Origin of the sequence: Candidatus Brevundimonas phytovorans (assembly GCA_029203145.1) — a bacterium.
GTDB lineage: Bacteria > Pseudomonadota > Alphaproteobacteria > Caulobacterales > Caulobacteraceae > Brevundimonas > Brevundimonas phytovorans.
Window position 1 is genome coordinate 1,946,699 of record CP119309.1, and the last position, 24,392, is coordinate 1,971,090.

Consider the following 24,392-nt stretch of genomic DNA (forward strand, 5'->3'; position numbering starts at 1 on the left):
CCTCATCCCAGTCATACTGTGGACGAGGGGCTTCTGAAGGGTCAAGCTGAGAGGTCGCCGCCCTCTTCGATCACGGCGTCGTCCGCGCCGTCATCGTCGCCGCCCGAGTCGGGCAGGCGTTCGACCGAGACGACCTTCTCGTCCTTGCCGGTGCGGAAGATGGTGACGCCCTGGCTGGAGCGGCCGACGATGCGGACCTGGCCGACCGGGGTGCGGATCATCTGGCCGCCGTCGGTGACCAGCATCAGGTCGTCCGACTCCTCGACCGGGAAGGCCGCCGCCAGACGCGTGCCGGCGCGACCACCCAGACCGTGGGCCGTCAGCCCCTGCCCGCCGCGACCGGTGCGGCGATACTCATAGGCCGAGGAGCGCTTGCCGAAGCCGGTTTCCGTTACCGTGAGGATGAACTGCTCAGCCGCGCCCAGTTCGGCGATGCGTTCGACGCTGAGGGCGGCGTCGCCCACCTCCTCGTCGTCGGCCTCGACCACAGCGACATCTTCGTCCGCGTCCGCGCCGGCCAGAGCCTTGCGCATGGCGTTGGCGTGCTTGACGTAGGCTGCGCGTTCTTCCGGCGAGGCGTCGACCCGGCCCAGGACGGCCATCGAGATGACCTCGTCGTCGCCCTGCAGACGGATGCCGCGCACGCCGGTCGAATCGCGGCCCTTGAAGACGCGAACGTCGTCGGCCTTGAAGCGGATGGCGCGCCCCAGCTTGGTCGTCAGCAGGATGTCGTCGTCGGCGTTACAGATAGATACGCCGACCATGCGGTCGTCGTCTTCCAGCTTCATGGCGATCTTGCCCGCGCGGTTCACCGTGGCGAAGTCGCTGAGCTTGTTACGCCGCACGTCGCCCGACCTGGTGGCGAACATGATGTCGTAGTTGTCCCACTCCGACTCGTTTTCGGGCAGCGGCAGCACGTTCATGATGCTGTCGCCCGGCTCGATGGGCAGCAGGTTGACGAAGGCCTTGCCGCGCGACTGCGGCGTGCCCAGCGGCAGGCGCCAGGTCTTCAGCTTGTAGGCCTTGCCGTTGGTGGCGAAGAAGAGGACCGGGGTGTGGGTCGAGGCCGAGAAGACGCCGGTGATGGCGTCCTCGTCCTTCATGGTCATGCCCGACTTGCCCTTGCCGCCGCGGTGCTGGGTCCGATAGGCGTTCAGGGCCACGCGCTTGACGTAGCCGCCGTGGGTGACGGTGACGACCATGTCCTCACGCGGGATCAGGTCCTCGTCCTCCATCTCGGCGTCGCCTTCCCCGATCAGGGTGCGGCGCGGAACGGCGAACTGAGCCTTCACCACCAGCAGGTCTTCGCGGATGATGGCCAGGACGTTGGCGCGGTCCGACAGAATGGTCAGGTGGCCCTGGATGGTGTCGGCCAGGCCGCGCGCCTCGCCGAAGATGTCGTCGCGGCCCAGGCCGGTCAGACGCGACAGGGTCAAGGCCAGGATGGCGCGGGCCTGTTCGTCGGTCAGGTTCAGCTTGTCGCCCTCGATCAGCACCGAGCGCGGGTCCGCGATCAGTTCGACCAGGGCCATCATGTCGCCGACCGGCCAGGCCTTGGCCTGCAGGCGCTCGCGCGCCTCCGCCGGGTCGGCCGAGGAACGGATGATGTGGATGACTTCGTCGATGTTGGCGACGGCCACGGCCAGACCGACCAGGACGTGGCCGCGGTCGCGGGCCTTGGCCAGTTCGAACTTGACGCGGCGGACAACCACTTCCTCGCGGAACTCGAGGAAGAGCTCCAGCAGCTTGCGCAGGCCCATCTGCTCGGGACGGCCGTGATTCAGCGCCAGCATGTTGACGCCGAACGAGCTTTGCAGCGCCGTGTAGCGATAAAGCTGGTTCAGGATCACATCGCCCGACGCGTCGCGCTTCAGCTCGATGACGATGCGCATACCCTGACGATCGGACTCGTCACGGACGTCGGAAATGCCTTCCAGACGCTTCTCGCGCACCATTTCGGCGATGCGTTCGATCAGGGTCTGCTTGTTCACCTGGAACGGCAGCTCGGTGATGACGATGGCGTCGCGATCCTTGCGGATCTCCTCGACCGAGGCGCGACCGCGCACGATGACCGAGCCGCGTCCGTCGCGCAGCGCATTGCGCGGGGCGGTACGGCCCATGATCTCGCCGCCCGTCGGGAAGTCAGGGCCGGGCACGATGTCCAGCAGGGCCTCATCGCCCATGTCGGGATTGTCCAGCAGCGCCACGGCCGCGTCCACGACTTCGCCCAGGTTGTGCGGCGGGATATTGGTCGCCATGCCGACGGCGATGCCGCCCGCGCCGTTGACCAGCAGGTTCGGAATCCGCGCCGGCAGGACGACGGGCTCCAATTCCTTCTCGTCGTAGTTGGGCTGGAAATCGACGGTGTCTTTTTCGATGTCGGTCAGCAGGGCCACCGCCGCCGGGGCCATCTTGGCCTCGGTGTAACGCATGGAGGCCGGCATATCGCCGTCGACCGAGCCGAAGTTGCCCTGACCATCGACCAGCATCAGCCCCATCGAGAAGGGCTGCGCCATCCGCACCAGGGCCATGTAGACCGAGGCGTCGCCGTGCGGGTGGAAGCGACCCAGCACGTCACCGACGACGCGCGCGCACTTCGAATACGACCGCTCGGGCGTCATGTTCAGGTCGTGCATCGAATAGAGGATGCGGCGGTGAACAGGCTTCAGACCGTCGCGCGCGTCCGGCAGGGCGCGGCTGACGATGACGCTCATGGCGTAGTCGAGGTAGGAGCGTTTCAGCTCGTCCTCGATCGTGATGATTGAGATGTCGCCGGGCGCCGAAGGTGCGGCGTTGTCGTAGCTGTCGTCGGTCAAGGAAATCAGGCTTTAAATGGCCGGAATCGGAACGTGATCCGCTGTTCCGGTTTCTAGCATCCGGGGGCCGTCGTGGCAAAGAAACGCCGCCGATATCCCCATGCCCAAAAGGACAGGAAAACCATGCGTCTGACCCTCGCCGCTCTGACCGCCCTCGCGGCGGCTTCCGCCTTCGCCGCCACGGCCTCGGCGCAAAGCTCCAGCGCCTCTCATGACCATGCCGCCATGGGTCACGCCGCCCACGGCCAGGCCGCCGCGATGGACCACGCCGCCATGATGCCGCGCGCCACGCCGGGACAGACGGGTCAGGCCGCCATCATCAACGGCGCCGGCGCCGAAATCGGCAAGGCGACCCTGACGCAAGGGCCGACCGGCCTGCTGGTCAAGGTCGAGGCCTCGGGCCTGACGCCCGGCTGGCACGGCATCCACATCCACGCCACGGGCCAGTGCGCCGCCCCCTTCACCTCGGCGGGCGCCCACATCAACCACACCGATCCCAAGACGCCGCACGGCCTGCTGAACGCGCAAGGCCCGGACGACGGCGACCTGCCCAACCTGTACGCCGCCGCTGACGGATCGGCCCACGGTGAGTTCTTCACCCCCCGCGCCCGCATCAGCCAGGACGGCCCCGGCCAGTGGCTGTGGGACGCCGACGGTTCGGCCCTGGTGATCCACGCCAACCCCGACGACCATAGCAGCCAGCCCATCGGCGGCGCGGGCGACCGCGTGGCCTGCGCGGTTCTCAGCGCCCAGTAGCGCGTATCAGACCTTGGCGGGGGCGCCGGCACGCAAGCCGCGCTCCCCCAGGGCGACTGTCACCACGCCCGCCAGCGCAATGGCCACCCCCGTCACGATCTGGGGCGTCAGCACGTCGCCCATCCACAGCCAGCCGATCAGGATGGACACCAGCGGCGCGCCCAGCAGATAGGGCGTCACCCGCCCGGCTTCGCGCTTCTGGACCAGCCAGAAGACAAGGCTGGTGGCGAACACGGACGAGACCACTCCGGCCCAGACCACCGTGCCCCAGACGACGGGCGGCGCGCTCCGAGCGGCCTCCCACTGTCCCGTCTCGAACATCAGCGAGCCTAAGGTCAAGACCGGCAGGGCCATCAGGGCCAGCAGCCCCTGCATCTTCAGCGGCGGGATAGAGGTGGTGCGCCGCGCGATCACCGTGGTCAGCGCCCAGGCCGAGGCGCCCAGCCCCCCGACGGCAATCGCCTTCCAGTCCTGCAAGGCGTGGGGATCCAGCGTCATCCAGGCCACCCCGGCGAAGGCGATAATCAGACCGATGGTCGCCATGCGCGAAATCCGTTCGCCCAGCATCAGGAAGGCGAACAGCGAGGTCAGCGGGATCCACAGCTGGGTCGCCACCGTGACCGGACTGACGTCATGGGCCAGCCAGTAGGCCAGATAGATCAGGCCATAGTGGATCGGCCCGCCCACCACAGCGATGATCAGCAGGCTCTTCCAGTTCGGAAACGGCGGCCGCACGAACCAGACCAGACAGGCGGCGGCGATGGCGAAACGCAGGGCCCCGACCATCAGCGGCGGCAAGACCTCGGTCGCCACCTTGGCGGCGGCGTTGTTGACGCCCCAGATCAGCATCACCGCGATGATGGCGCCGATCTCGAGCAGGCTGAGCGGGGAATGACGTTGGCTGGACACCGCGACCTGATGCCACAGGTTGTCGCGAAAGACCCGTCACGTTCGATGACCGCTCTTTTCCGTCGCGCCTGCCCTAGTCTTCGCCCGACAGGGTGCTATCCCCCGCCCCTTCGCGAACCCGAGGCAGATCGATGACCCGCACCCTGGCCGCCCTGATGATGACCGTCACTGCTCTTGGCGCCGCCTTCAGCGCCGCGCCCGCCCTGGCGCAGTCCGCCAAGGGACCGACGGCCGTGGTCTCGCCCCAGCCCCTGCCCATCGACGACAGCCGCCCGCGCGTCTTCCTGGGCGGCAGCATCGACATGGGCGGCGCCCCCGACTGGCAGGCGGCGATGACCGCAGCCTTGGCCGACATGGACGTGGTCATTCTCAATCCCCGCCGTCCCGACTGGAACCCTGAGTGGCGCCCGGAGGCCGACGAGCCCGAGTTCCGCCGTCAGGTCGAGTGGGAGCTGGCCGCGCTGGAATCCGCCGACGTCATCGTCATGTATTTCGCCCCCGGCACCCAGAGCCCCATCAGCCTGCTGGAAATGGGCCTGCACGCGCGCGGCGGAAAGCTGATCGTGCTCGCGCCCGAGGGCTTCTGGAGGAAGGGCAACGTCGACATCACGGCCCAGGCCTACGGCGTCAAACAGGTGCAATCCCTGCCCGAACTGACCGCCGCCGTCCGTGAGGCGCTCAGCGACGTCGCGTCCAAGGGCCGCTTCGCGCGCTAGAAGGTCGGCTTGGCCACCATCAGGGCGTAGATGCCGAGAACACCCGCAAAGGCCGGCCATCCGAGGATGAACCAGGCCCGGAACAGGCGGTGATAGGCAGGCGGCAGAGGCGTTCCCGCCGTCTCCGCGCCCTCGCCCAGCTTGACCATCCGCCACTGCAACCAGACCACCGGCAGCCAGCAGGCGCCGATCAGGACATAGAGGGCATAGGCCGCCATCAGCCAGGGCTCGGTCAGGCTGTAGCCCTGCAGATAGATCAGGGCCAGACCGCTGAGCGGCTGAACCACCACGGCGCTGGCGGTGAAGACAAAGTCGGCCAGAACCACGATCCGACCGACCGAGGCGACGGTGCGCGGGTCTTTCGTGGCGTGCGCCCTTAGCATGAAGAAGGCGATGCCCGCCCCCGTGCCGAACAGGACCGCGCCCGACAGGATATGGATCACCTTGAGGATCAGATAGGTCATCAACGCCGCGCGTCCGTCGCCGCCACGAACAGGCAGAGCGCCATCATCGGCAAGACCTTCAGCCACGGCCCCAACGGATCAATCCAGTAGTGCGGCAGGCTGAGCGTTCCGGCGATCAGATAGCCGACGGTCGACAGGCACATGAAGATGGCCACCCGCGCCGTCCACGGCCGCACGAACAGGGCCAGCCCCAGCACCACGTCCAGCAGCGCGCCCCACTAGGCGATCGGCCCGGACCAGCGCCCGAAGCCGCCTTCGTGCAGGATAGCCAGCGCCCCGTTCCAGCCCGGCCCAAAGCTGATCAGGCCTGTAATCAGCCAGAACAGGCCCAGCGTCAGGATGGACACCGGCCGCACGAACCACAGCCGGGCGTGCCAGACGTCCTGCACGGACGCTGGAGTCTCGGCCAGAAAGCGCGAGAAGCCGCGGGCATGCACGCCCAGACGCTCGGCCCAGCCGCTGTCCTGACCGGACACGTCATGATCCATCTGGCGGATGGCCGTGGTGCGGATCGGCGAGGACCAGCCCAAGCGGCCCAGCAGGTCGCCGCTTACCAGGGCGGGCGCCGCCAGCGCGCGCGGAACTCGGATCACCGGCGCGGGCGACAGGCCCAGCCAGCCGCGATAGAGCCGCACCGTCTCGGCCATGGTCACGGCCTCGGGTCCGGGCATGTCGAAGGTTTCGCGGCTCGGCGCGCCCGGCTTCAGCGCGGCGACGACGGCGGCGCCGAGGTCGCCCAGGGCGATGGGCCGGAAGGTCTGATCGCCGCCGACGAGGGGGCTGAACAGGGGAAAGGCCGCCAAGGCCCGGATCAGGCCGGTGCCCCCAAAGGCCGCGCGGTCCACCACCAGCGACGGCCGCAGGATCAGCCAGTCCAGGGCGCTGGCCTCGACCAGACGCTCGGTCTCGGCCTTGGTGCGGGCATAGGCCGTGCCGGCCGCCTCATCGGCGCCCACGGCGGAAATATGGATCAGACGCCGGACTCCGGCGCGCTCGCAGGCCGCGATCATGGCCCGCGGGCCGTCGACATGGGCAAGACGGGTGCTGTCCCCTGCCCCGTCCTGCAAGACGCCGACGCAGTTGATCACGGCGTCGACCCCGTCCAGCAGCGGCGCCCAGGCCTCGACCGTGGTCAGGCGGGCGAAGTCGGCGCAGACCCAGTCAAACGTCGGCGCGCGTCGCGCCGCCTCGGCGGGACGCCGGGCGCCCGCGCGCACTGACCAGCCCTCACACGACAGCGCGGCGGCCAGATGCGAGCCGATAAAACCATTGGCTCCCAGAACGAGAACCCGTCCCCCGTCGCTCATCCGTCTATCCCAGAATTCGGTCGTTGAGATCCGCCCCCGAGGGCGGAAGGGCGCACCAGGCCTGACCCGGAAACCGCCGTCGGTATCGCGCGACCAGGCCATAGGCGGCGTCGCGGATCGGTCGGGGGATCACCCGGGCCGCCACGGCGGCGCGATAGGGAAAGGGCAGCGACGCCGCCAGATGCAGCACTCCGTCCGAGCGGCTGATCGCCCGCCCATCCTCGATCACCAGCATGGTCGAGGGATCGTCGGGCGACAGGCCGAAGTGGGCCAGCAGGGCCCGGCCCAGAACCGACTGCGTCGGCGCCAGACGAAAACGCGGACCATGCTTCAGCAGGGTCCGCGCGGAATGGGAACAGAGAGCGCAGTCGCCGTCGAACAGGACCAGCGGCCGGTCGTCCGGGAAGGACGGCACGGCCGGGTCGTTGCGGTAACTGTAAGCCCCCCGGCCCACGTCAGTTTTCAGATCTTAGAACGGGATGTCGTCGTTCAGGTCGTAGCTTTCCTTGGGACCCGAGGGCTTGTTGGCGCCGCCGGTCGAGAAGCCCGAGGAGTAGTCGTCGTCGTTGCGACCGCCGCCGTAGCCGCCGCCTTGACCGCCGCCCATGCCGCCGCCCTGGCTGTCGTTACGACCGCCCAGCATGGTCAGCTGGCCGTTGAAGCGTTGCAGCACGATCTCGGTCGAGTATTTCTCGACGCCTTGCGCGTCCGTGTATTTGCGGGTCTGCAGCGAGCCCTCGATGTAAACGGTCGAGCCCTTCTTCAGGTAGTTCTCGGCCACCTTGACGATGTTCTCGTTGAAGATGACGACCGCGTGCCACTCGGTCTTTTCCTTGCGCTCGCCGGTGGCCTTGTCGCGCCATTGCTCCGAGGTCGCGATACGCAGGTTGGCGACGCGATCGCCGCTGTTCAGCGTGCGGATTTCCGGGTCCTTGCCCAGGTTGCCGATGAGGATGACCTTGTTGACGCTGCCGGCCATGACCGATGTCCTTTTATGTTCTTGCCGTCGATCCCTAGCGGATCATGACGGAATGTTCCAGTTTTGTTCGCACCCAAGCGGGCGAGAATTCTTATTGCGGGGCGACGGCGACGGGACGACCGTCGATCTCGCGCTGGATGGCGCCCGGAATGGCCAGGCGACCGTCCCCGGTTCGCGTCAGGGCGAAGAAGCGCTGCCCCGTCAAGGTCTTGCCGAACTTGACCCCGCCCCGGTCGATGAAGATGAACTGCCCCTGATAGGCGCCGATCATGTCGCGGTTGTTGCCGCCCATGCGCAGGAAACGCAGGCGCATCTCCTCAAGCCGCGCGGCGCAGAACTCGATCTGCTTCTGGTCGCGGGCGACGACGTTGATCTGGGGCGCGGCCTTGCCGTCTTCAGCCAGGACAACGTGATAGCAGACGCCCGGCTCGGTCGGGGCCTCGACGCCCTTCTGGGCGCAGGCGGCGACCGTCAGGGCCAGAAGGCCCAGCGCGATGACGGGCGCGGCGGCGGAAGCGACAGTCTTGCGGCTCATCGACCCAGCTCCGGGAACTGACAGTTGCGGTCCTGTTGCGCCAGGGTGCGGAAGCGGTTGTTGTCGTTCGACTGTTCCACGCGACGCGGCACCAGACGTAGAGTCGTATCGCCCCAGCGGCCGTACTGGGCCTCGCCCGGGCGGACGCAGGTGCCGGCATAGAGGGCCTGAACACAGGCCCCCAGGCTCATGCCGTTGGAAATGGCGCGCCATTCCGAGCCGGTGTGGCGCAGACAGGCGGTGGCCGACGACGAGGCGGGGGCCGGCCGCGCGGGCTCTGTCGGCGACGCGGCGTCGTCGACCGGCGCAATTTCCACGGTCGGCTCAACCGGCAGGGCCGGCGGCGGCGCAAAGGCGGCGGTCGGGGCTGCGGCCAGGGCGCCGGTCGCGTCCAGACCCACGTCCAGGGCGCTGGTGGCCACGCCGTTGCGCTTGGCGCAGTCGGCCAGGGTCGCCTGCCCCACAAACTGACCATCGACGAAGCAGCGCAGTTCGCGCGCGGGTTCCAGCGACGGCGCCTCGGCCAGATCGATGGTCAGCCCGCCCTGCGCCGCGGGGGGCGCCTCGGTCGGCTTGTCCCGTCCGCCGCTGAACACCAGGGCGGCCGCCACGGCCGCGACAACGGCCAGGCCGCCCCCGACGATCAGGACTGTGCGATTGTCTTTCGGAAGGGCCATGCGGGACTCGACGCCAATGATGGCCCCAATAACCCCGGCGACGCCGCATGCGTCAACCTAAAGCAGGGATCGCCGCCTCTAGCCTGTGAGTCGTGCAAGTGCGGCCTGATAATTGGCGAGCTGCGACTTGAGATAGGCCGGGACCTCGCCCGTCGGCTTGGGCTTGCTGCGGTCCGGGTCCAGCGCCTTGTAGGCGTCGCGCAGCGCCTTGACCGCCAATTGAAGGGTGCTGGTCGCCGCCTTGGCCGCCTCGGCGTCCTTCAGGCTCAGCGTCTTGGGCAGGGCCAGGCCAAAGGTCTTCAGGTCGCTGCTGGTCGGGCCGATATAGCCAGGCGACAGGCCCAGACCGGCCAAGGCGTCACGCCCCGCCTCGCCCGCCCGCAGCACCGCCCCCTCGCGCCCGTCAGCATAGGTGATGGACAAGCGCTGCACGCCGCCCGCCGTGATCTTGGTGTCGCCGTCCAGGCCGGTGACAAAATCCTTGTCGGTCTTGATCGTGACTTTCAGCGTGCGGCCCGACGCGGTCTCGATCTTGCGCGCCAGGGTCTGCAAGGTCTCCTTGGCGTCTATGGTCACCGCCACCGAACGCCCGGTCGTGCCCGACGTGACATAGAAGCGGTCGCCGGCCCGCAGCGAGGTGGCGTCCACCAAATTCTGGGAGTCAGATTGCGGGATCTCGCCCTGGGGAAGCCCCAGCCTGTCCAGCACGCTGGCCCCGCCTGCGGCCACGGCGATGGTCATGGGCGCGGCCTGACGATCCGCACCGGTCCAGGTCTGGCTCCACTCGACCGCGCCGCTCAGCGGGTCGAGACGCGCCAGATAGCCCGAGGTCGGGTCTTCGGCCTTGGCTCCCACCGTGCGGTCGGAAATCCCGGTCAGCCAGACCTTGCCGTCGACAATCTTCACATCGGCGGCGGAATCATCGCCCGCTCCGCCGTAATAGGTCAGCCGGTCGTTGGCCGAGGCGCTCAGGTCGCTGTTGATCACAGCGACAAAGGCGTCCGTGCCGCCGGAATGGGCGGTGTTGACCTGACCGATGTCGAGGGCGCCGTTGCGGGTCGTGCCCGCCAGGATCACCTGGCCGTTGACGACGGACAGGCCCGCGATCTCGCCGCTGGCGTAGCCCAGGTCGCGGCTGGACAGCAGCGTCGGCGAGCCCGTGGGGTCGATCTGGAACTGGCGCACCACCATGCGGCCGTTTTCAACCCCGGCGGTGTAGAGCTTGTCGCCAGCTGTGGTCATGGCCTGGACGCTGTCGTCCCCGGCCGTGCCGAACTGGCTGATGCCCGACGCCGTTGCGGTGACGGGCGCCAGGCTGTGAATCCGGCTTTCGCTGAAGGCCTGGACATAGCCGTCCCATCCGCCCGAGGCGAAGGCGCCCGGCATGGAGGACTGCGAGCGTCCGGCGACATAGACGCGACCGTCCTCGCCGAACGAGACCGCCGTCGCCTCGTCCGCCGCCTTGGCGCCGCGACGCTGGGTCCACTGTTCCACGCCCTTGGCGTCGAAGACGGTGACAAAGCTGTCAGCCAGATTGGCGTCCGCGCCCGAGGCTCCGGGAACCAGAGCGCCGACCACGGAGCCGGCTACGGCCACGCGCCCGTCGGCGTCCACGGCGATGGCGTAACCGCTGGCCGTCGAGGCCGCACCCAGCGCCCGGCTGGTGACAACCTTGCCGGTGGAATCCAGCTTCATCAGGACCACGTCGCCCTGTCCCTTGATCGGCTGAGTCGCGGTCCCGACGCTGACGTCGGCCACGATCCACATGGAGCCGTCGGGGCCGGTAGCGCTGGCGCGCACGGTCTCCACGCCGTCGGGCAGGCCCGATTGGCCGACCTGACCGTCCACCCAGAAGGCCTGTCCCGAGGTGTTGATCGTGCCTTCCTGGAACTTCAGGACCTCGTGGCCGCCCTTGCTGCCTGCGCCTTGCACCACATAGACGGCGTCCGAGGCGGCGACGGGGGTGAAGCTGACCTTTTCGAAAGACACGCCCTGAACCGCCAGCGCCCATTGGTCCGGTCCCGCCGGCAGGGTGATGGTCTTGTCGCCCGTCTTGATGACGCGCGGCTCGGACGGCAGCTTCTCGCGCCCCATCCGGGTCTGGACGCCCGCAGCCTCCAGCTTGCCGTTGATGTGATCCACCACCGACTGCATCGTGCGCGGGGTCGAGCCCATGTCGGCCAGATCGATGGAAATGGTCTGGTCGCCGCCGGTCTTCTTGACCGTCATGGTGAATTTGACGTCGCCCTGGAAGGCGCTGACTTCGCTCGCCAGATCGCCGCTATGGACCGCTCCGGTGACATATTTGGCCGAATCGCGCGGCACAGCCGCCCCTGTCTGAGCCTTGGTTTCGGACTGCCCCTGAACCATCCGCACGCCGTCGAACTGGGTCGCGCCCAGATAGGCGGAGATTTCAGCCAGGCCCGCGTCCATGCGCTTGGACAACTGCGCGCGCTCCAGCGCGGTCAGGTTCTTCTGCCCCGCACGGTCGGCGACGGCCTCCAGCATGGTGAGGCCCTGGTACATGGCGAAGATCTTGCGGTAGTCGCCCGACGAGGCGCCCTTCACATCCAGGACAGCATTGTCTTCGTTGACAAGGCGACGGCCGCTGAGGGCCGCGCGCAACAGGTCGGACTGGCTCTGCGGCTTGACTGAGGTGGCCCAGGGGGCGGTCGGCTGCTTCTTAACGGCCGTCGTCGCGCTCGAACTTCCCGTGAAGGTCGAGGTCCCGCCGTACAGGCCCAGAAGATAGCTGTTGTTGATCACAGTCCGACGCTCCTGCGTTCAGTCTGCCGCCAAGCTGGTAACGAAGTGTTTAAGATTGCCCCGGAACGGCGACGGTTATCCGCCGTTTCCTGACCACCACAGGCAAGAGGGTGTTGCGCCCATGTCGTATATGCGTTGGGTCTTCCTGAAACTGGCTAGCCTCTACGGACTGATGCCTCGCCCGGCGCAGCGCAAGCCGCCGCCGATTTCACTCGGCCACGGCTCGCCCCGCTACTTCAGATAGATCAGCCCTTGAACAGGGACAGGATGATCTGCGGCGCCTGGTTGGCGATCGACAGGGCCTGCGCGCCCAGCTGCTGCTGGACCTGAAGCGCCTGCAAGCGGGCGCTTTCCTTGGCCATGTCCGCGTCGACCAGGTTGCCGATGCCGACTTCCAGCGAGTCCATCAGCTTGCCGACGAAGAGATTGTGCTTCTCGATCTGCTTGGACTGGGCGCCCAGTTCGGCCAGCTTGCTGTTGGCGTTGTCCAGCGCCAGCTTGACCTGGTTCAGCGCGCTGGTCGCATTGTCTGCGCTCAGAAGGTCGAACGCCGTCGCCGGCGCTGTGAAGTCCGTCGTGTCCAGGTTCAGCCCCACCAGGGACATGTCCTGGCGGTTCATCGAGATGGTTTCGGTTCCCCCGACGTTAGCGAGGAAGTCCAGGGCCGTGGTGCTGGCTCCGTTCAGGATGTTCTCGCCGTCGAAGGTGGCGTTCTTGGCGAAGGAGTTGAGCGACTTCAGCAGCGACTGGAACTCGTCGTTATAGGCCTTGCGCGAGGCGGCCGTGGACGAGGGATCGGCGGCGGCCGTGGCCTTTTCACGCAGCTCGATCAGCAGGTCCGAGATCTGTGAACCGGCGGCCAGCGACACGTCGGCCAGCGAGGTGGCGCGGTTCATGCTGGTCTTGACCGCTTCCAGGGCCCCGGTGTCGGCCCGCTGGTTCTGGGCGATGGCCCAGGTGGCGGCGTTGTCCTTGGCGCCCTGAACCTTCAGGCCGGTGTTCACGCGGCTCTGGGTCGCCGCCAGCTTATTGTTCGTCGAATTGAGGTTCTGGAGCGCGATTAGCGCAGACGCATTGGTGAGTACGCTGTTGGTCATGGCTTCTAGCCCCAGTTCAAATTCTGACCCACAGAATGAAACTGATTCCTGAGCGTATGGTTAACGGCATGGAAACGACTGCGGCGCCGCTCGGAAAACCGGCGGCGCCGCAGTCCACGCTACTACGCCGATCAGACCTTGGTCTTGATCAGCTCCCCCGCCCCATAGCCTGGGCGGGCGCTCATTTTCACGACCTCTTCGCGCGGCAACTGGCGAATGACTTCGCCGGTGACGCGGTCGCGGGTCTTGTAGACAAACCCGCTCGGGCCTTCCTCGATGGTCAGGCGATAACGCCCAGCGTCGGGTTCAGCCTTGACGGGCCTGACCGGCGCCTCGACCGCCTGACCAAGCGTGTCAGGTTGAACGAGGGTTATGTTCGGGAGCTTTGCGACATTGTCTGCCATTTCCCCTTACGCGGCTGAGCCGCGCCTCCTGTCTCCTCACGTGCGAACGAGGGCGGATCGAAAGACCCGCCCTCGATCACGTCTTGTTAGCGGAACAGACCGAGCAGAACCGAGCTCGACTGGTTCGCGATCGACAGCGCCTGCACACCCAGCTGTTGCTTGGTTTGCAGAGCCGTCAGGCGCGCGCTTTCCTTGGCCAGATCGGCATCCACCAGGTTGCCGACGCCGACTTCCAGAGCGTCCTGCATCTTGCTGGTGAAGGTCAGCGACCTTTCCAGCGACTTGGACTTGGTGCCCAGCGAGCCCAGTTCGGCTGTGAAGCCCTTGAGCGCCGTATCCACGGCCGCAGCCGTGGCGCCGGCCCGAGCGACCGCACCGCCCGCCGTGGCGACCGCCGTAGCGGCCCCGCCAGCAGCCTTCAACGTGAAGAGGTCCGTCGCGCCCGTGCCGGTCTTGACTTCAATGGCCGGCGTGGTCGCTGAGAACAGGTTGACGCCGTCGAAGGTGGCGCCGCCCAGAGCCTTGGTGATTTCATTGCCGAGGGCGTTGAAGTCAGCCAGGTAGGCCGTTTCGGCAGCCGAACCGGCAACCGAGGATTCGATCGCGACCGCCAGGCTCTTCTGTTCTTCAAGAGCCTTGGTGATGGTCTCGCCCGCGGCCAAGGCCACATCGACGATCGATTGGCCGCGTTGCATCGACTGCTTCACGGCGTCCAGGGCGCCCATCTCGGCGCGCTGATTGGTGGCGATGGCGAAGATGGCGCCATTGTCCTTGGCCGAAGAAACCTTCTGGCCGGTATTCACACGGTTTTGCGTGATCGAGAGATCACGGCTCGTGTTGTTCAGGTTTTGCAGAGCAATCAGTGCGCCTGCGTTGGTGTTGATGCTATTAGCCATTTTGGCACTTCCTTTATTGTCTTCGACATTTCCGACGCCGTTTTGGCAGCCGGGAGCATTCTGCTCGGGGTAGTCACATCAGGGGCGGACCCGCAGGCCCGCCCCTAATTCTTTAGCGGAACAGGCCGAGCAGAACCGAGCTCGACTGGTTCGCGATCGACAGCGCCTGCACGCCCAGCTGTTGCTTGGTCTGCAGAGCCGTCAGGCGCGCGCTTTCCTTGGCCAGGTCGGCGTCCACCAGGTTGCCGACGCCGACTTCAAGCGCGTCCTGCATCTTGCTGGTGAAGGTCAGCGACCTTTCCAGCGACTTGGACTTGGTGCCGAGACCGCCGAGAACGGCCGTGAAGGCCTTGATCTCAGTCTCGACAGCCGCAGCCGTCGCATCAGCCCGCACCTTGCCGCCGCCGGCGGTGGCGACAGCCGTAGCCGCGCCCGTGGCCTTCAGGACGAACTTGTCCGCAGCCGCCGTGCCGGTCTTGACCTCGATGTCCGCCGCAGCGGTCGAGAACAGGTTGACGCCGTCGAAGTTGGCGCCGCCCAGGGCCTTGGTGATTTCATTGCCGAGGGCGTTGAAGTCCGCCAGGTAGGCCGTTTCAGCCGCCGAACCGGCGACCGAGGATTCAATCGCCACCGCCAGGCTCTTCTGCTCTTCAAGCGCCTTGGTGATGGTCTCGCCGGCAGCCAGAGCCACGTCGACGATCGATTGGCCGCGTTGCATCGACTGCTTCACGGCGTCCAGGGCGCCCATTTCGGCGCGCTGGTTGGTGGCGATGGCGAAGATGGCGCCATTGTCCTTGGCCGAAGAAACCTTCTGACCAGTGTTCACACGATTTTGCGTGACCGCAAGATCGCGGCTCGTGTTGTTGAGGTTTTGCAGAGCAATCAGTGCGCCCGCGTTTGTATTGATGCTATTAGCCATTTTGGCTTTTCCTTTGTCTTTGACATTTCCGACGCCGTTTTGACGCCGAGAGCGTTCTGCTCGGGGGTAGTCTCCTCATCAAAAACGGGCCCGTAGGCCCGCTTCCAATTCTTTAACCGCGGAACAGGCCCAGCAGGACCGAGCTGGACTGGTTCGCGATGCCCAGCGCCTGGACGCCGAGTTGTTGTTTGGTTTGCAGCGCCGTCAGCTTGGCGCTTTCCTTGGCCAGATCCGCATCGACCAGGTTGCCGATACCGACTTCGATCGAGTCCTGGATCTTGCCGGTGAAGGTCAGCGAGCGTTCCAGCGACTTGGACTGCGTGCCCAGCTTGCCCAGCTCCGCGGTGAAGCCCTTGAGCGCCGTTTCGACCAGGGCGGCCGTCGCGCCAGCACGGACGACGCCGCCGCCTGCCGTCGATACCGCGGTCGCGGCGGTCGAGGCGGCTTTCAGGGTGAAGATGTCCGCCGTGGCTGTACCGGTCTTGACCGTGATCGCGTCCGTGGTGGTCGCCGAGAACAGGTTGACGCCGTCGAAGGTGGCGCCGCCCAGGGCCTTGGTGATTTCATTGCCGAGGGCGTTGAAGTCCGCCAGGTAGGCCGTTTCAGCCGCCGAACCGGCGACGGAGGATTCGATCGCGACCGCCAGGCTCTTCTGTTCTTCAAGCGCCTTGGTGATGGTCTCACCCGCAGCCAGAGCCACGTCGACGATCGATTGACCGCGTTGCATCGACTGCTTCACGGCGTCCAGGGCGCCCATCTCGGCGCGCTGGTTGGTGGCGATGGCGAAGATGGCGCCGTTGTCCTTGGCCGAAGACACCTTCATGCCGGTATTCACGCGGTTCTGGGTAATGCCCAGATCACGGCTCGTGTTGTTGAGGTTTTGCAGGGCAACGAGGGCGCCGGCATTGGTGTTGATGCTGTTAGCCATACTGGAACTTCCTTAGTCTTCAGACATTTCCGACGTCATTTTGACTGCCGGGAGCATTCTGCTCGGTGGGGGTGGTATCGAGAGACGGGCCCGCAGACCCGCATCCAATTCTTACGAACGGAACAGACCCAGCAGGATCGAGCTGGCCTGGTTCGCGATGCCCAGCGCCTGGACGCCGAGTTGTTGTTTGGTTTGCAGGGCCGTCAGTTTGGCGCTTTCCTTGGCCAGGTCTGCGTCCACCAGGTTGCCGATCCCGACCTCGACCGCGTCCTGGATCTTGTTGGTGAAGATCAGCGAGCGTTCGAGCGACTTCGACTTGGTGCCCATGGCGCCCAGTTCGCTGGTGAAGGAGGTGATGGAGCCGGTGACGACCGTGGTCAGGCCCTGCATGGCCGTGATGTCGGCGGCGCTGGGCGTGGTGTAGTTGGAGATGACCAGGGTGGTTGCGCTGGCCGGAGCCGTGGCGGTCGTCGCGGTCGCGCCGCCCTTCAGCACGAAGTTGTCGGTCGTGCCGGTGCCGGTCTTGACGCTGATGTTGGCGCCGGCGGCGGTGGTGTCCGTCCACAGGTTGACGCCGTCGAAGGTCGCGCCGGCCAGGGCCTTGGTGATTTCGGCGCCCAGGGCGTTGTAGTCGGTGACGTAGGCCTTCAGAGCGTCGCCGGAGGCGTTGGAGATGGCGACCGCCAGGCTCTTCTGCTCTTCCAGAGCCTTGACCACGGTCTCGCCGGCGGCCAGGGCCACGTCGACGATCGACTGGCCGCGCTGCATGGAATTCTTGACGGCGTCCAAGGCGCCCATCTCGGCGCGCTGATTGGTGGCGATCGCGAAGATCGCGCCGTTGTCCTTGGCCGAGGAAACCTTCAGGCCTGTGTTCACGCGGTTTTGCGTGACGTTGAGGTCACGGCTGGTCGCGTTGAGATTTTGCAGGGCGACAAGAGCCCCGGCATTCGTATTGATGCTGTTAGCCATTTTGGCTTTCCTATGTGTCTTCGACATGTCCGACGCCATTTTGGCTGCCGGGAGCTTTCTGCTCGGGAAGACTAGGAGCAAGGACGGGGCCACTCGGACCCCGCTGCGCCAGTTTCTCAACGCATTGATTTTTATACGTTAGATTTGGTAAACCACGTTTACAGCTCGGCAAATCCTGCCGGGCGACAGCCGAAACCGGCAGGTTTTGCCGGGTCGCCCGGCAAGAAGCGCCACATCAGCCGCGCCGCGCGCCTTTCCGCCCGACCTTTTCCGCCTCTCTCCATCGGTCCTGCATCGCCCGTTCTGCGCTCAAGGCATCGACCGCCAGTCGCCGCGCGCTGTCACAGGCCAGGATCTGGGCGCCGCGCAGAAGATAGCCGGCCTCCAGGTCGGCCAGACTGGGCGCCGGCGGCAGAACGGCCAGAGCGCAGGGACGCGTCGCCGCCTCAGCCAGAACCAGGCGGGGCGGCGCAACCGTCGAGATCGGGGGCGAGCCGGCACAGCTCGCGGTCATGAGCGTGCAGACGATCAGCCCGCACAGGGTCCAAGAGTTGGTTCGCATCCTCGGCGCTCCTTGCCTGGGTGACGGCCGCGACGGTCGCCCGCTCCACGGCCAGATTCTGTCGGTGATGGATTTCGAGGCGGACGGCCTGCTGCGCCTGCCCCGCCGTCTCGATACGGCGCGCATCGGCGTCACGCTCGGCCTGACTCGCCTGCGCCTGGGCCGCGTCCAGCCGCTTCTGCTGAAGGTCGAACGGGTCCCAGCGCAGCCCCAGCCCGCGGCCGGCGATCGCCAGCAACAGGACCGCCGCCCCCATCAGGGCCAACCATCCCAGCGGCGTCAGCGTCCGCATTACGGCCCTCATGGATAGGCCCTCCGATCCAGTTCGAAGTGCGGACCGTCCCTCAGCCGGGTCCAGTCGCCGCCCCAGGTCAGGGGTACGCCCAGGTCGCTCGCCGCCGCCTTGAAGGCGCCCGCGATACGGCCATACAGCGGCCAGTCCCAGCGCACCGCCCCGCCAATCAGGGCCGCCACATCGACTGCGTGCCCCGTCAGGTGACGCGAGTTCAACGTGCGGCTGGCCCCGGCCTTCACCAGCGCGGCCTGACGGGCGGGATCGCGCAGCCCCTCCGTCACCATGAAGTCCACCGGGCTCAGACGGATCGCTTCCTCGACCACCGCAATCAGGTCCGGGTGGACGCCCTGCAACCGGGTGCGCGAGCGTTGCGACAGACGAAAGCTCACGCCCTGCCTCCCGTCGCCAGACGCAGGCGCAGATTGGCCAGCATGGCGATCATCTGCTGGGCCGTCGGCGCCACCAGATAGAGGACCAGCATCAGGGCGATCAGCCCCATCAGCCCCTCGGCCACGCGCGGCAGGTCGGCGGGCGCCGTCCGCCCCACCGCCCGCGCCAGCAGGACCCACAGCCCCGCGCTGGCGACAAAAACATAGAGCCTGCGCCACAGCCAGCGCCCCTCGGCCAAACCGATCTCGCTCATCCTTCATCCTCCTGATCGCGGGGCGCGGCGGGCCTGCGCCAGTCGCTGCCCAGATGGTCGAAACAGTCGTCGGGGGTCAGCCGCTCGGGCGCGGTCCAGACCTCCTCGTCCAGCAGGTCCGGCTCGAAGATGCGATCGAAATATCGGGTCATGCCGCTCACCCGATCGCCGTCAGCCAGACGACGCCCGCCGCGCCCGCGCCGCCCGCGCCGCCCGCTGTCACACCCGCGCCGCCGCCCCCGCCGCCCGCGCCATAGAGACCGCCCCCCGCGCCGGGATTGCCTGCGCCCGAGGCCGCGCCGCCGCCGCCTCCACCGCCGCCGCCCACGCAGGACAAGGCCGACAGCGGCGACGCCTGACCGCCCAGACCGGATGTCGTGCGCCCCAGCCCCCCCGCCGCCCGAACATGCAGGACCGCGCCGTCACCGCCCGCGCCGCCGCTGAAGGCGACGTTAGCCGCGCTGACGCCGCCGCCTGCACCGCCGCCGCCCGGACCGTCCGGCCGGCTCTGCGCCTGCCCGACGCCAGCGATGGCGGTCGCCGACGAGTCGCCCCCCGCGTTGGAGCGGATCAGCCCCCCGCCCCCCGCGCCGCCCACGCCCGAGGATGCGGTTCCTGCCGCCCCGCCCTTGCCGCCCTCGCCCGTCAGCAGCAGATTTCCCCCTGCCGAGACCGTCGAGCTCGCGCCGGCGCCGCCGCTGACGCCGCCCGCCCCGACCGCCACGGCAAGCGCGCCGGAGAACCCGTTGACCGGCCACAGCCCTGTGACCACGCCGCCTGCGCCGCCCCCGCCGCCGCCAAAGCGCGCGGTTCCGGCCGCTCCGATCGCACCGTTTCCACCGCCGCCGCCGCCCCCCACGCACACCGCCTCGACCCAGCGCGCCCAGGCAGGCGGGGTCCAGCTGGCGCCCGTTGTCAGCACCGTGGTCTCACGCCGCGTCGCACCTTGGGCGAACCACAGACGCGCGGTCGCGCGATCCACCGTGAAGGCCTCGCGCCAGGTCCCGCCGTCGGCGCTGACCTTGAGCCTCAGGTCGTCGTCCCCAATAAGGCCCAGCTCGGCCCGCCCGCCCCAGCCGCTCTGGAACAGCAGGGACAGGACGTCCGACGCCCCCTGCTTGTTGAAGGTGAAGCGCAGATCGCCGTCGCCGCCGCTCTCGCTCTCCAGCGCGGTCCACAGCGCCTTGTTCAGACGGGCGGCGAAGATATTGGCCGCATCCGCCGCGGTGTTCACCCCCAGACGGGTCAGGTTTTGCAGGGCCGTGACGGGCTCGCCCGCCAGCGGCGTCCAGAGCCCGGCCCGCCGCACCAGCACCTCTTCGCTATCGAGCACCACGGCCAGCAGGCCGTCGGGCGCCGCGACCGCGATCCAGCCGCCCGCTTCGGCGCGCATCAGGCTGCCTGTCGGTCGTCCGGCCCACTCCGCGCCGGTGGCGCCGGGCGGCAGAATATAGAGGGCGCCGTCGGCGGGGGTCGCAGGCTGGGCCGTCACCGTGCGGCTGACCACCGCGGTCTGGGTCAGGGCGTCCAGACGGGTCAGCGCCTCGTTCAGGGTGACATGCTTTTGCAGTTGTCCCGCCGCAAGATAGGGCAGGCCCAGCCGGGCGCTGGCGTCGTCGCTCATCGAATAGTCCTCCAGGGATTGGAGGATCAGTCTGCTCAAGCCTGCGACTCAGGCGCGCCGAACGCGGGCGGCGCCCGGCAAACCCGGAAAATCACAGGGATTGGCCGCCCAAATTGCGCGCGTCGTCGAGCGTCGGACGCCGCGGCCTCGCTCTCGACAGGCGGCGCCCCGGTCGGATAGGCCAAGGGGGCGGTCCGCCGCATCTGTCCTCAAGGAAGTCCGCTTGATCTCACCGTTGAAGGCCGTGATCCACCTGGCGTTGCTGGGCTTGCTGGCCGCGCCCGCCGTCATCGCCCTGTCGGCGCTCTCGCGGTTCGACCACCGCTGGACCGACCTGTTGGCCCAGTTCGCGGCCCCAGCCCTGGCCGTAACCCTGCTTCTGACCCTGGCCAGCGCCCTGCTGAGGGTGCGCCCCGCCATGATCGCGGGTCTGGGCGTCACCGTCCTGCTGATCCTCGCCGCCTGGCCGCAGTGGTTCCCACGCGGCGGGGCCTTGCCCCGCGAAGGCGCGCCGGCGCTGACCCTCTATTCCGCCAACCTCTGGGCCTGGAACACCGACGTCGAGGCCATCACCCGCTCCATCCGTGAGGCGAACCCCGACATCGTGGTTCTGGTCGAACTGGGCGACGCGCCCTCGGCTCAGTTGGATCGCGTGCTCGCTGGCTACCCGCATCGCGTGCTGAACGCCCGCGTGGACCGGCCCAGCGGCGCCGCCCGCGCCGCCATCGCCTCGCGCTATCCCCTGACCGCCATCGCCGACCGGCCCGATGGCCTGGTCTCGGTCGCCGCGACCGCCCAGACCCCGCTCGGCCCCGTCAACATCGTCGGCGCCCACCTGACCCGGCCCTGGCCCTTCCAGCCTCAGTGGGGCCAGATTCATCAGGCCGCAGCGCTCGCCGCCATTCGCCGCGACCTGACCGGCCCGGTCATCGCAGCGGGCGATTTCAACAGCGTCTCCAGCGCCCGCATCGGCCGTCAGATCCAGGCCGAGGCCGGCCTGATCCCCGCCCCCGGCTGGCCCGGCACCTGGCCCGCGGCGGTTCCGTCGGCCGCCGCCATGACCATCGACCAGGTCTGGCGCTCTCCCGACCTGGCCCTGCTGGAACGCAAGCTGGGCCGCAAGACCGGCTCGGACCACCGCCCCGTCATCACCCGCTTCACACTGGCGGCAGAAGCGCCCTGAGCCGTTCTTCGTGGCCGTGGCCGGGGAAATCGTCCGCGATCCAGCCAGCCTCAAAGGCCTTGAGCACCCGCCCCGTCTCCGGCCCCGGCTTCAGCCCCAGCTTCGCCAGATCGCGCCCGCCGACAGGCAGCAACGGTCGCGACCAGTCCTGCGCCAAGGCCAGCAGTCGCCGCGCGTCCTCGGCCTTGCCGCCCGCCGCCCAGGCGCGCATGACGCGGTCCTCGAAGGCCTGACGCCCGTCGCGATAGATCAGCGCGCGCGCTTGCGGGTCCGTCAGCCCCGTCGTCCCCTCGCCGCCGACCGCCGCGACCAGTCGGTCGCGCTGGGCGTTCGACAGACGCAGAGCGCGCGCAATCTCAGCCACCCGCGCAGGATCAGCGGGCAATAAGGCCGACAGCCGCAGCACCGCATCGCCGCTCAGGTCCACCATCGCCTCGAACAGGGCCAGGTCAGCAGGTCCCGACAGCACCCGCCCCAGCACGCTCGCTTCAGCCATCAGCCGCACCGCCGGGCGCGGATCGGGCGCGGCCAGCAGCTTCAGCAGTTCCTTGGACACCCGCTCCGCCGACAACTGCTCGACGCCCTCGGCCAAGGCCGCACAGGCCGCCACCGCCGCCGCATCCGGCGCGCCGCGCCCGTACCAGGCGTAAAAGCGATAGAAGCGCAGGATGCGCAGGTAGTCCTCGCGGATGCGCCCCTCCGGCGCGCCCACAAAGACGATCCGCCCGGCCATCGCATCATCAACCCCCTGCCCCGTCGGGTCGAGAATGACGCCGTCCGCGTCGGCATAGAGGGCGTTCAGACGGAAATCCCGCCGCCCCGCGTCCTCGGCCCAATCCGTGGTGAAGGCCACCGTGGCGCGCCGCCCGTCCGTCGAGACGTCGCGGCGCAGGGTGGTGATCTCGAACGGCTGGCGCTCCGAAATCGCCGTCACCGTCCCGTGCTCGATGCCCGTTGGAACCGAACGCAGGCCCGCCGCCTTCAGCGCCGCCACCACGGCGTCAGGCGTCAGGGTCGTGGCGATGTCGATGTCGTCGATGGGCACGCCGATCAGGGCGTTGCGCACGCAGCCGCCGACAAACCGCGCGCAATCCGCCCCGCCCGCCGCCGCCAGCGCCGTCATCACGGCTCGCGTAGTCGGGGCGGTCAGCCAGTCCTGCCCTTGCAGCCTGTGGCTCACGCCGCGTCCTCGGCCGCCGCCGACAGGGGCTCGACCTCGTCGCCGTACAGCCGCCCGAACAGCCCCTTCAGAATGCCCGCCGTCACGCCCCAGATGTAACGTTCCTCGAACGGCATGGCCCAGAACCAGCGCCGTGCGCCGCCCTCGGGGTCATAATAGTCTCGGCGGTGATTGACCGGGTCCATCAGAAAGTCCCACGGCACCTCGAACACCTCGGCCACCTCGTCCGGCGAGGGCGTGACCGACGGCGGCGCCGTCAGCCAGCCGACCACCGGCGTGACCAGAAACCCCGTCCCCGTCTCGTAGGGATCGCCCAGCCCCAGCAGTTCGACCACGTTCGGCTCCAACGCCACCTCTTCGAAGGCTTCGCGCAGGGCCGCCTGTCCCGCCGTCTCGCCGGGGTCCAGCCGCCCGCCGGGAAAGGCGATCTGGCCGGTGTGACTGGCCAGGCTGTCCGAACGGCGCGTCATCAACACCATTGGCCCGTCGTCATGCATGATGATCGGCACCAGGACGGCGGCGGGCCGCAGTTCGCGCGCCGCACGCGCCATGTCGGGGTTCAGATCATAGTCCGAACGGATCGCCGTCCGCTCCGGCGTCCACGTCTCGACCGGGTCGAGATGGGCCAGCAGCCGCTTCTTCAAACTCTCGCAGCTCATTCCACGCTCCCCAGGGCGAAGACCTCGCTGCCGGACCGCACCACCAGTTGCCCGTCCACCGCCTCGGCCCGCTCGACCAACTCATAGAAGACCGACCGCGCGATCCGCGCCCACAGGTCCGCCCGCACATGGAGGCGCGGCGCCGGTTCGCCGGTCGCCGCGTCCGTCTCGACGATGATGGCGTGCTCCGCCCCCGCCTCGACCACATCGCCCACGTCGGTCGTAAACCTCAGCACGCCGTCCGCCGCCTGCATCGTCACGGCTCGGAACGGCAGGTCCTCGACCTTGATCTTCAGCTTCTCGGCAGGCGTGACCAGGTGATAGCCGTCCGGGTCCTTCCGCAGCACGGTCGAGAACAGCCGCACCAGTTCGGCCCGACCGATGGGCGCGCCTTCATGCATCCAGACGCCGTCGGCGCGGATCAGGATGTCGATGTCGCCGCAATGGTCGGGATGCCACAGATGCACAGGCGGCAAACCCCGCCCGGGCGCTTGCCGCGCGGCTTCGGCCACGCCCGACAGACCGGACGATGTCGCTGGGTTGGTCATTTCCGAACTATGGGGCGCGCCGCCCGGCAAAGGAAGGTGGAACGGCCCTCAGACCACCGGATGCACGGCCCCGACCGGCGCCGTCGCCGTGATCGGCAGCCACATGATCCGACGCCGATCCACCGGCCCGCTGAACACAGCGTCCGGCGCGGCCACAAAGCCAAAGCGCGAGAAATAGGGCGGATCGCCGATCAACAGCACGCCGTCCAGCTTCATCGCCCTGGCTTCGTCGATGCAGGCCTGCACCAATTCAGCGCCCAGCCCGCCGCGACGGCTGGCGGCGTCCACCGCGATAGGCCCCAGAAACACCGAGCGCGCGGCCCCGACTGTGATCGACCACAGCCGCACCGACCCGATCAACCGTTCACCTTCGAAGGCGCAAAAGCCGACCGCCAGCGCCGCCGCTTCCCGCAGCCGCTCCGCCGTCTTGGCGAACCGACCGGGACCAAAGGCCGCCAGCACCAGAGCGTCAATCGACGCAGAATCCCCCGATCGTTCTCGCTCGATACGGACGGGGGCTGCGGACTCGACGGAGACTGGGGCGGCGACGGCGTTCATGC

General features: G+C 68.0%; 29 protein-coding genes. 4 read left to right on the forward strand and 25 right to left on the reverse strand.

The window, feature by feature from the left end; translation table 11 throughout:
- Positions 1–41 precede the first annotated feature (41 nt).
- Positions 42–2,816, reverse strand: a complete 2,775-nt coding sequence (gyrA, locus tag P0Y52_09605) for a DNA gyrase subunit A (protein ID WEK56804.1) — start codon at positions 2,814–2,816, stop codon at positions 42–44.
- A gap of 225 nt (positions 2,817–3,041) precedes the next feature.
- Between gyrA and P0Y52_09610 the strand changes: the two genes are divergently transcribed.
- The gene (locus P0Y52_09610; protein WEK59472.1) at positions 3,042–3,572 is read left to right on the forward strand and encodes a superoxide dismutase family protein; all 531 of its coding nucleotides are present in this window, start codon (positions 3,042–3,044) and stop codon (positions 3,570–3,572) included.
- Positions 3,573–3,578: 6 nt separating this feature from the next.
- Here the strand turns inward: P0Y52_09610 and P0Y52_09615 are convergent, their stop codons facing one another.
- Positions 3,579–4,481: a DMT family transporter gene (locus P0Y52_09615; protein ID WEK56805.1), complete on the reverse strand. Its 903-nt coding sequence runs from the start codon at positions 4,479–4,481 to the stop codon at positions 3,579–3,581.
- 131 nt (positions 4,482–4,612) lie between these two features.
- Between P0Y52_09615 and P0Y52_09620 the strand changes: the two genes are divergently transcribed.
- On the forward strand, positions 4,613–5,197 hold the full coding sequence (locus P0Y52_09620) for a nucleoside 2-deoxyribosyltransferase domain-containing protein (protein WEK56806.1): 585 nt from the start codon (positions 4,613–4,615) through the stop codon (positions 5,195–5,197).
- Here the strand turns inward: P0Y52_09620 and P0Y52_09625 are convergent.
- The 8 genes from P0Y52_09625 to P0Y52_09660 all read right to left on the reverse strand — a co-directional run bounded on the left by P0Y52_09625 (position 5,194) and on the right by P0Y52_09660 (position 11,925).
- The gene (locus P0Y52_09625) at positions 5,194–5,661 is read right to left on the reverse strand and encodes a DUF2269 domain-containing protein (GenBank protein ID WEK56807.1); all 468 of its coding nucleotides are present in this window, start codon (positions 5,659–5,661) and stop codon (positions 5,194–5,196) included. The genes P0Y52_09620 and P0Y52_09625 overlap by 4 nt on opposite strands.
- Positions 5,661–5,867 carry a DoxX-like family protein gene (locus P0Y52_09630; GenBank protein WEK59473.1) on the reverse strand — a complete coding sequence of 69 codons (207 nt, stop codon included), beginning with the start codon at positions 5,865–5,867 and terminating at the stop codon, positions 5,661–5,663. The genes P0Y52_09625 and P0Y52_09630 overlap by 1 nt, the downstream gene beginning before the upstream one ends.
- Positions 5,868–5,879: 12 nt before the next feature.
- Positions 5,880–6,968, reverse strand: coding sequence for an NAD(P)H-binding protein (locus tag P0Y52_09635; GenBank protein ID WEK56808.1), 1,089 nt, complete (start codon positions 6,966–6,968; stop codon positions 5,880–5,882).
- A 4-nt stretch (positions 6,969–6,972) separates the two neighbouring features.
- The gene (locus tag P0Y52_09640) at positions 6,973–7,383 is read right to left on the reverse strand and encodes a DCC1-like thiol-disulfide oxidoreductase family protein (protein WEK56809.1); all 411 of its coding nucleotides are present in this window, start codon (positions 7,381–7,383) and stop codon (positions 6,973–6,975) included.
- A 54-nt stretch (positions 7,384–7,437) separates the two neighbouring features.
- On the reverse strand, positions 7,438–7,947 hold the full coding sequence (gene ssb, locus P0Y52_09645) for a single-stranded DNA-binding protein (GenBank protein WEK56810.1): 510 nt from the start codon (positions 7,945–7,947) through the stop codon (positions 7,438–7,440).
- Positions 7,948–8,038: 91 nt separating this feature from the next.
- The gene (locus P0Y52_09650) at positions 8,039–8,482 is read right to left on the reverse strand and encodes a hypothetical protein (protein WEK56811.1); all 444 of its coding nucleotides are present in this window, start codon (positions 8,480–8,482) and stop codon (positions 8,039–8,041) included.
- Complete coding sequence (locus P0Y52_09655) at positions 8,479–9,159, reverse strand: hypothetical protein (protein WEK56812.1); 681 nt, start codon at positions 9,157–9,159, stop codon at positions 8,479–8,481. The genes P0Y52_09650 and P0Y52_09655 overlap by 4 nt, the downstream gene beginning before the upstream one ends.
- Before the next feature lie 78 nt (positions 9,160–9,237).
- Complete coding sequence (locus tag P0Y52_09660; protein WEK56813.1) at positions 9,238–11,925, reverse strand: transcriptional regulator; 2,688 nt, start codon at positions 11,923–11,925, stop codon at positions 9,238–9,240.
- Positions 11,926–12,046: 121 nt separating this feature from the next.
- Between P0Y52_09660 and P0Y52_09665 the strand changes: the two genes are divergently transcribed.
- Positions 12,047–12,169, forward strand: a complete 123-nt coding sequence (locus tag P0Y52_09665; protein WEK56814.1) for a hypothetical protein — start codon at positions 12,047–12,049, stop codon at positions 12,167–12,169.
- 1 nt (position 12,170) lies between these two features.
- Here P0Y52_09665 and P0Y52_09670 read toward each other — a convergent pair whose 3' ends face one another.
- The 11 genes from P0Y52_09670 to P0Y52_09720 all read right to left on the reverse strand — a co-directional run bounded on the left by P0Y52_09670 (position 12,171) and on the right by P0Y52_09720 (position 20,301).
- Positions 12,171–13,022, reverse strand: a complete 852-nt coding sequence (locus tag P0Y52_09670) for a flagellin (protein ID WEK56815.1) — start codon at positions 13,020–13,022, stop codon at positions 12,171–12,173.
- 131 nt (positions 13,023–13,153) lie between these two features.
- The gene (locus tag P0Y52_09675; GenBank protein ID WEK56816.1) at positions 13,154–13,426 is read right to left on the reverse strand and encodes a flagellar protein FlaG; all 273 of its coding nucleotides are present in this window, start codon (positions 13,424–13,426) and stop codon (positions 13,154–13,156) included.
- 86 nt (positions 13,427–13,512) lie between these two features.
- The gene (locus tag P0Y52_09680) at positions 13,513–14,322 is read right to left on the reverse strand and encodes a flagellin (GenBank protein WEK56817.1); all 810 of its coding nucleotides are present in this window, start codon (positions 14,320–14,322) and stop codon (positions 13,513–13,515) included.
- 112 nt (positions 14,323–14,434) lie between these two features.
- Complete coding sequence (locus tag P0Y52_09685; protein ID WEK56818.1) at positions 14,435–15,241, reverse strand: flagellin; 807 nt, start codon at positions 15,239–15,241, stop codon at positions 14,435–14,437.
- A 112-nt stretch (positions 15,242–15,353) separates the two neighbouring features.
- Positions 15,354–16,169 carry a flagellin gene (locus P0Y52_09690; protein ID WEK56819.1) on the reverse strand — a complete coding sequence of 272 codons (816 nt, stop codon included), beginning with the start codon at positions 16,167–16,169 and terminating at the stop codon, positions 15,354–15,356.
- 111 nt (positions 16,170–16,280) lie between these two features.
- A complete protein-coding gene (locus tag P0Y52_09695; protein ID WEK56820.1) occupies positions 16,281–17,138 on the reverse strand; it encodes a flagellin in 858 nt (285 codons plus the stop codon).
- A 446-nt stretch (positions 17,139–17,584) separates the two neighbouring features.
- Complete coding sequence (locus P0Y52_09700; protein ID WEK56821.1) at positions 17,585–17,992, reverse strand: hypothetical protein; 408 nt, start codon at positions 17,990–17,992, stop codon at positions 17,585–17,587.
- Between the two features lie 8 nt (positions 17,993–18,000).
- On the reverse strand, positions 18,001–18,384 hold the full coding sequence (locus P0Y52_09705; protein ID WEK56822.1) for a M15 family metallopeptidase: 384 nt from the start codon (positions 18,382–18,384) through the stop codon (positions 18,001–18,003).
- On the reverse strand, positions 18,381–18,638 hold the full coding sequence (locus tag P0Y52_09710; protein ID WEK56823.1) for a hypothetical protein: 258 nt from the start codon (positions 18,636–18,638) through the stop codon (positions 18,381–18,383). Before P0Y52_09710 ends, P0Y52_09705 begins: the two co-directional genes overlap by 4 nt.
- Positions 18,635–18,790, reverse strand: coding sequence for a hypothetical protein (locus P0Y52_09715; protein ID WEK56824.1), 156 nt, complete (start codon positions 18,788–18,790; stop codon positions 18,635–18,637). Before P0Y52_09715 ends, P0Y52_09710 begins: the two co-directional genes overlap by 4 nt.
- A 5-nt stretch (positions 18,791–18,795) precedes the next feature.
- The gene (locus P0Y52_09720; protein ID WEK56825.1) at positions 18,796–20,301 is read right to left on the reverse strand and encodes a DUF2793 domain-containing protein; all 1,506 of its coding nucleotides are present in this window, start codon (positions 20,299–20,301) and stop codon (positions 18,796–18,798) included.
- Positions 20,302–20,485: 184 nt separating this feature from the next.
- Between P0Y52_09720 and P0Y52_09725 the strand changes: the two genes are divergently transcribed.
- Positions 20,486–21,445, forward strand: coding sequence for an endonuclease/exonuclease/phosphatase family protein (locus P0Y52_09725; protein WEK56826.1), 960 nt, complete (start codon positions 20,486–20,488; stop codon positions 21,443–21,445).
- On the opposite strand, the gene P0Y52_09730 is transcribed toward P0Y52_09725, so the two are convergent.
- Genes P0Y52_09730 through P0Y52_09745 form a run of 4 tightly spaced genes read right to left on the reverse strand, consistent with a single transcriptional unit; the run spans position 21,420 to position 24,390 of the window.
- Positions 21,420–22,625: a CCA tRNA nucleotidyltransferase gene (locus P0Y52_09730; GenBank protein WEK56827.1), complete on the reverse strand. Its 1,206-nt coding sequence runs from the start codon at positions 22,623–22,625 to the stop codon at positions 21,420–21,422. The genes P0Y52_09725 and P0Y52_09730 overlap by 26 nt on opposite strands.
- Positions 22,622–23,284: a CoA pyrophosphatase gene (locus P0Y52_09735; protein ID WEK56828.1), complete on the reverse strand. Its 663-nt coding sequence runs from the start codon at positions 23,282–23,284 to the stop codon at positions 22,622–22,624. Before P0Y52_09735 ends, P0Y52_09730 begins: the two co-directional genes overlap by 4 nt.
- Positions 23,281–23,832, reverse strand: a complete 552-nt coding sequence (locus P0Y52_09740) for a DUF1285 domain-containing protein (GenBank protein ID WEK56829.1) — start codon at positions 23,830–23,832, stop codon at positions 23,281–23,283. The genes P0Y52_09735 and P0Y52_09740 overlap by 4 nt, the downstream gene beginning before the upstream one ends.
- 48 nt (positions 23,833–23,880) lie before the next feature.
- On the reverse strand, positions 23,881–24,390 hold the full coding sequence (locus tag P0Y52_09745; GenBank protein WEK56830.1) for an N-acetyltransferase: 510 nt from the start codon (positions 24,388–24,390) through the stop codon (positions 23,881–23,883).
- Positions 24,391–24,392 lie beyond the last annotated feature (2 nt).

Coding starts and splice junctions, on each gene's coding strand:
- P0Y52_09610 (WEK59472.1), top strand. CDS start 3,042: ATGGGTCACGCCGCCCACGGCCAGGCCGCCGCGATGGACCACGCCGCC.
- P0Y52_09620 (WEK56806.1), top strand. CDS start 4,613: ATGACCCGCACCCTGGCCGCCCTGATGATGACCGTCACTGCTCTTGGC.
- P0Y52_09625 (WEK56807.1), bottom strand. CDS start 5,661: ATGACCTATCTGATCCTCAAGGTGATCCATATCCTGTCGGGCGCGGTC.
- P0Y52_09635 (WEK56808.1), bottom strand. CDS start 6,968: ATGAGCGACGGGGGACGGGTTCTCGTTCTGGGAGCCAATGGTTTTATC.
- ssb (WEK56810.1), bottom strand. CDS start 7,947: ATGGCCGGCAGCGTCAACAAGGTCATCCTCATCGGCAACCTGGGCAAG.
- P0Y52_09650 (WEK56811.1), bottom strand. CDS start 8,482: ATGAGCCGCAAGACTGTCGCTTCCGCCGCCGCGCCCGTCATCGCGCTG.
- P0Y52_09655 (WEK56812.1), bottom strand. CDS start 9,159: ATGGCCCTTCCGAAAGACAATCGCACAGTCCTGATCGTCGGGGGCGGC.
- P0Y52_09665 (WEK56814.1), top strand. CDS start 12,047: ATGTCGTATATGCGTTGGGTCTTCCTGAAACTGGCTAGCCTCTACGGA.
- P0Y52_09670 (WEK56815.1), bottom strand. CDS start 13,022: ATGACCAACAGCGTACTCACCAATGCGTCTGCGCTAATCGCGCTCCAG.
- P0Y52_09675 (WEK56816.1), bottom strand. CDS start 13,426: ATGGCAGACAATGTCGCAAAGCTCCCGAACATAACCCTCGTTCAACCT.
- P0Y52_09680 (WEK56817.1), bottom strand. CDS start 14,322: ATGGCTAATAGCATCAACACCAACGCAGGCGCACTGATTGCTCTGCAA.
- P0Y52_09685 (WEK56818.1), bottom strand. CDS start 15,241: ATGGCTAATAGCATCAATACAAACGCGGGCGCACTGATTGCTCTGCAA.
- P0Y52_09690 (WEK56819.1), bottom strand. CDS start 16,169: ATGGCTAACAGCATCAACACCAATGCCGGCGCCCTCGTTGCCCTGCAA.
- P0Y52_09695 (WEK56820.1), bottom strand. CDS start 17,138: ATGGCTAACAGCATCAATACGAATGCCGGGGCTCTTGTCGCCCTGCAA.
- P0Y52_09700 (WEK56821.1), bottom strand. CDS start 17,992: ATGCGGACGCTGACGCCGCTGGGATGGTTGGCCCTGATGGGGGCGGCG.
- P0Y52_09710 (WEK56823.1), bottom strand. CDS start 18,638: ATGAGCGAGATCGGTTTGGCCGAGGGGCGCTGGCTGTGGCGCAGGCTC.
- P0Y52_09715 (WEK56824.1), bottom strand. CDS start 18,790: ATGACCCGATATTTCGATCGCATCTTCGAGCCGGACCTGCTGGACGAG.
- P0Y52_09735 (WEK56828.1), bottom strand. CDS start 23,284: ATGAGCTGCGAGAGTTTGAAGAAGCGGCTGCTGGCCCATCTCGACCCG.
- P0Y52_09740 (WEK56829.1), bottom strand. CDS start 23,832: ATGACCAACCCAGCGACATCGTCCGGTCTGTCGGGCGTGGCCGAAGCC.
- P0Y52_09745 (WEK56830.1), bottom strand. CDS start 24,390: ATGAACGCCGTCGCCGCCCCAGTCTCCGTCGAGTCCGCAGCCCCCGTC.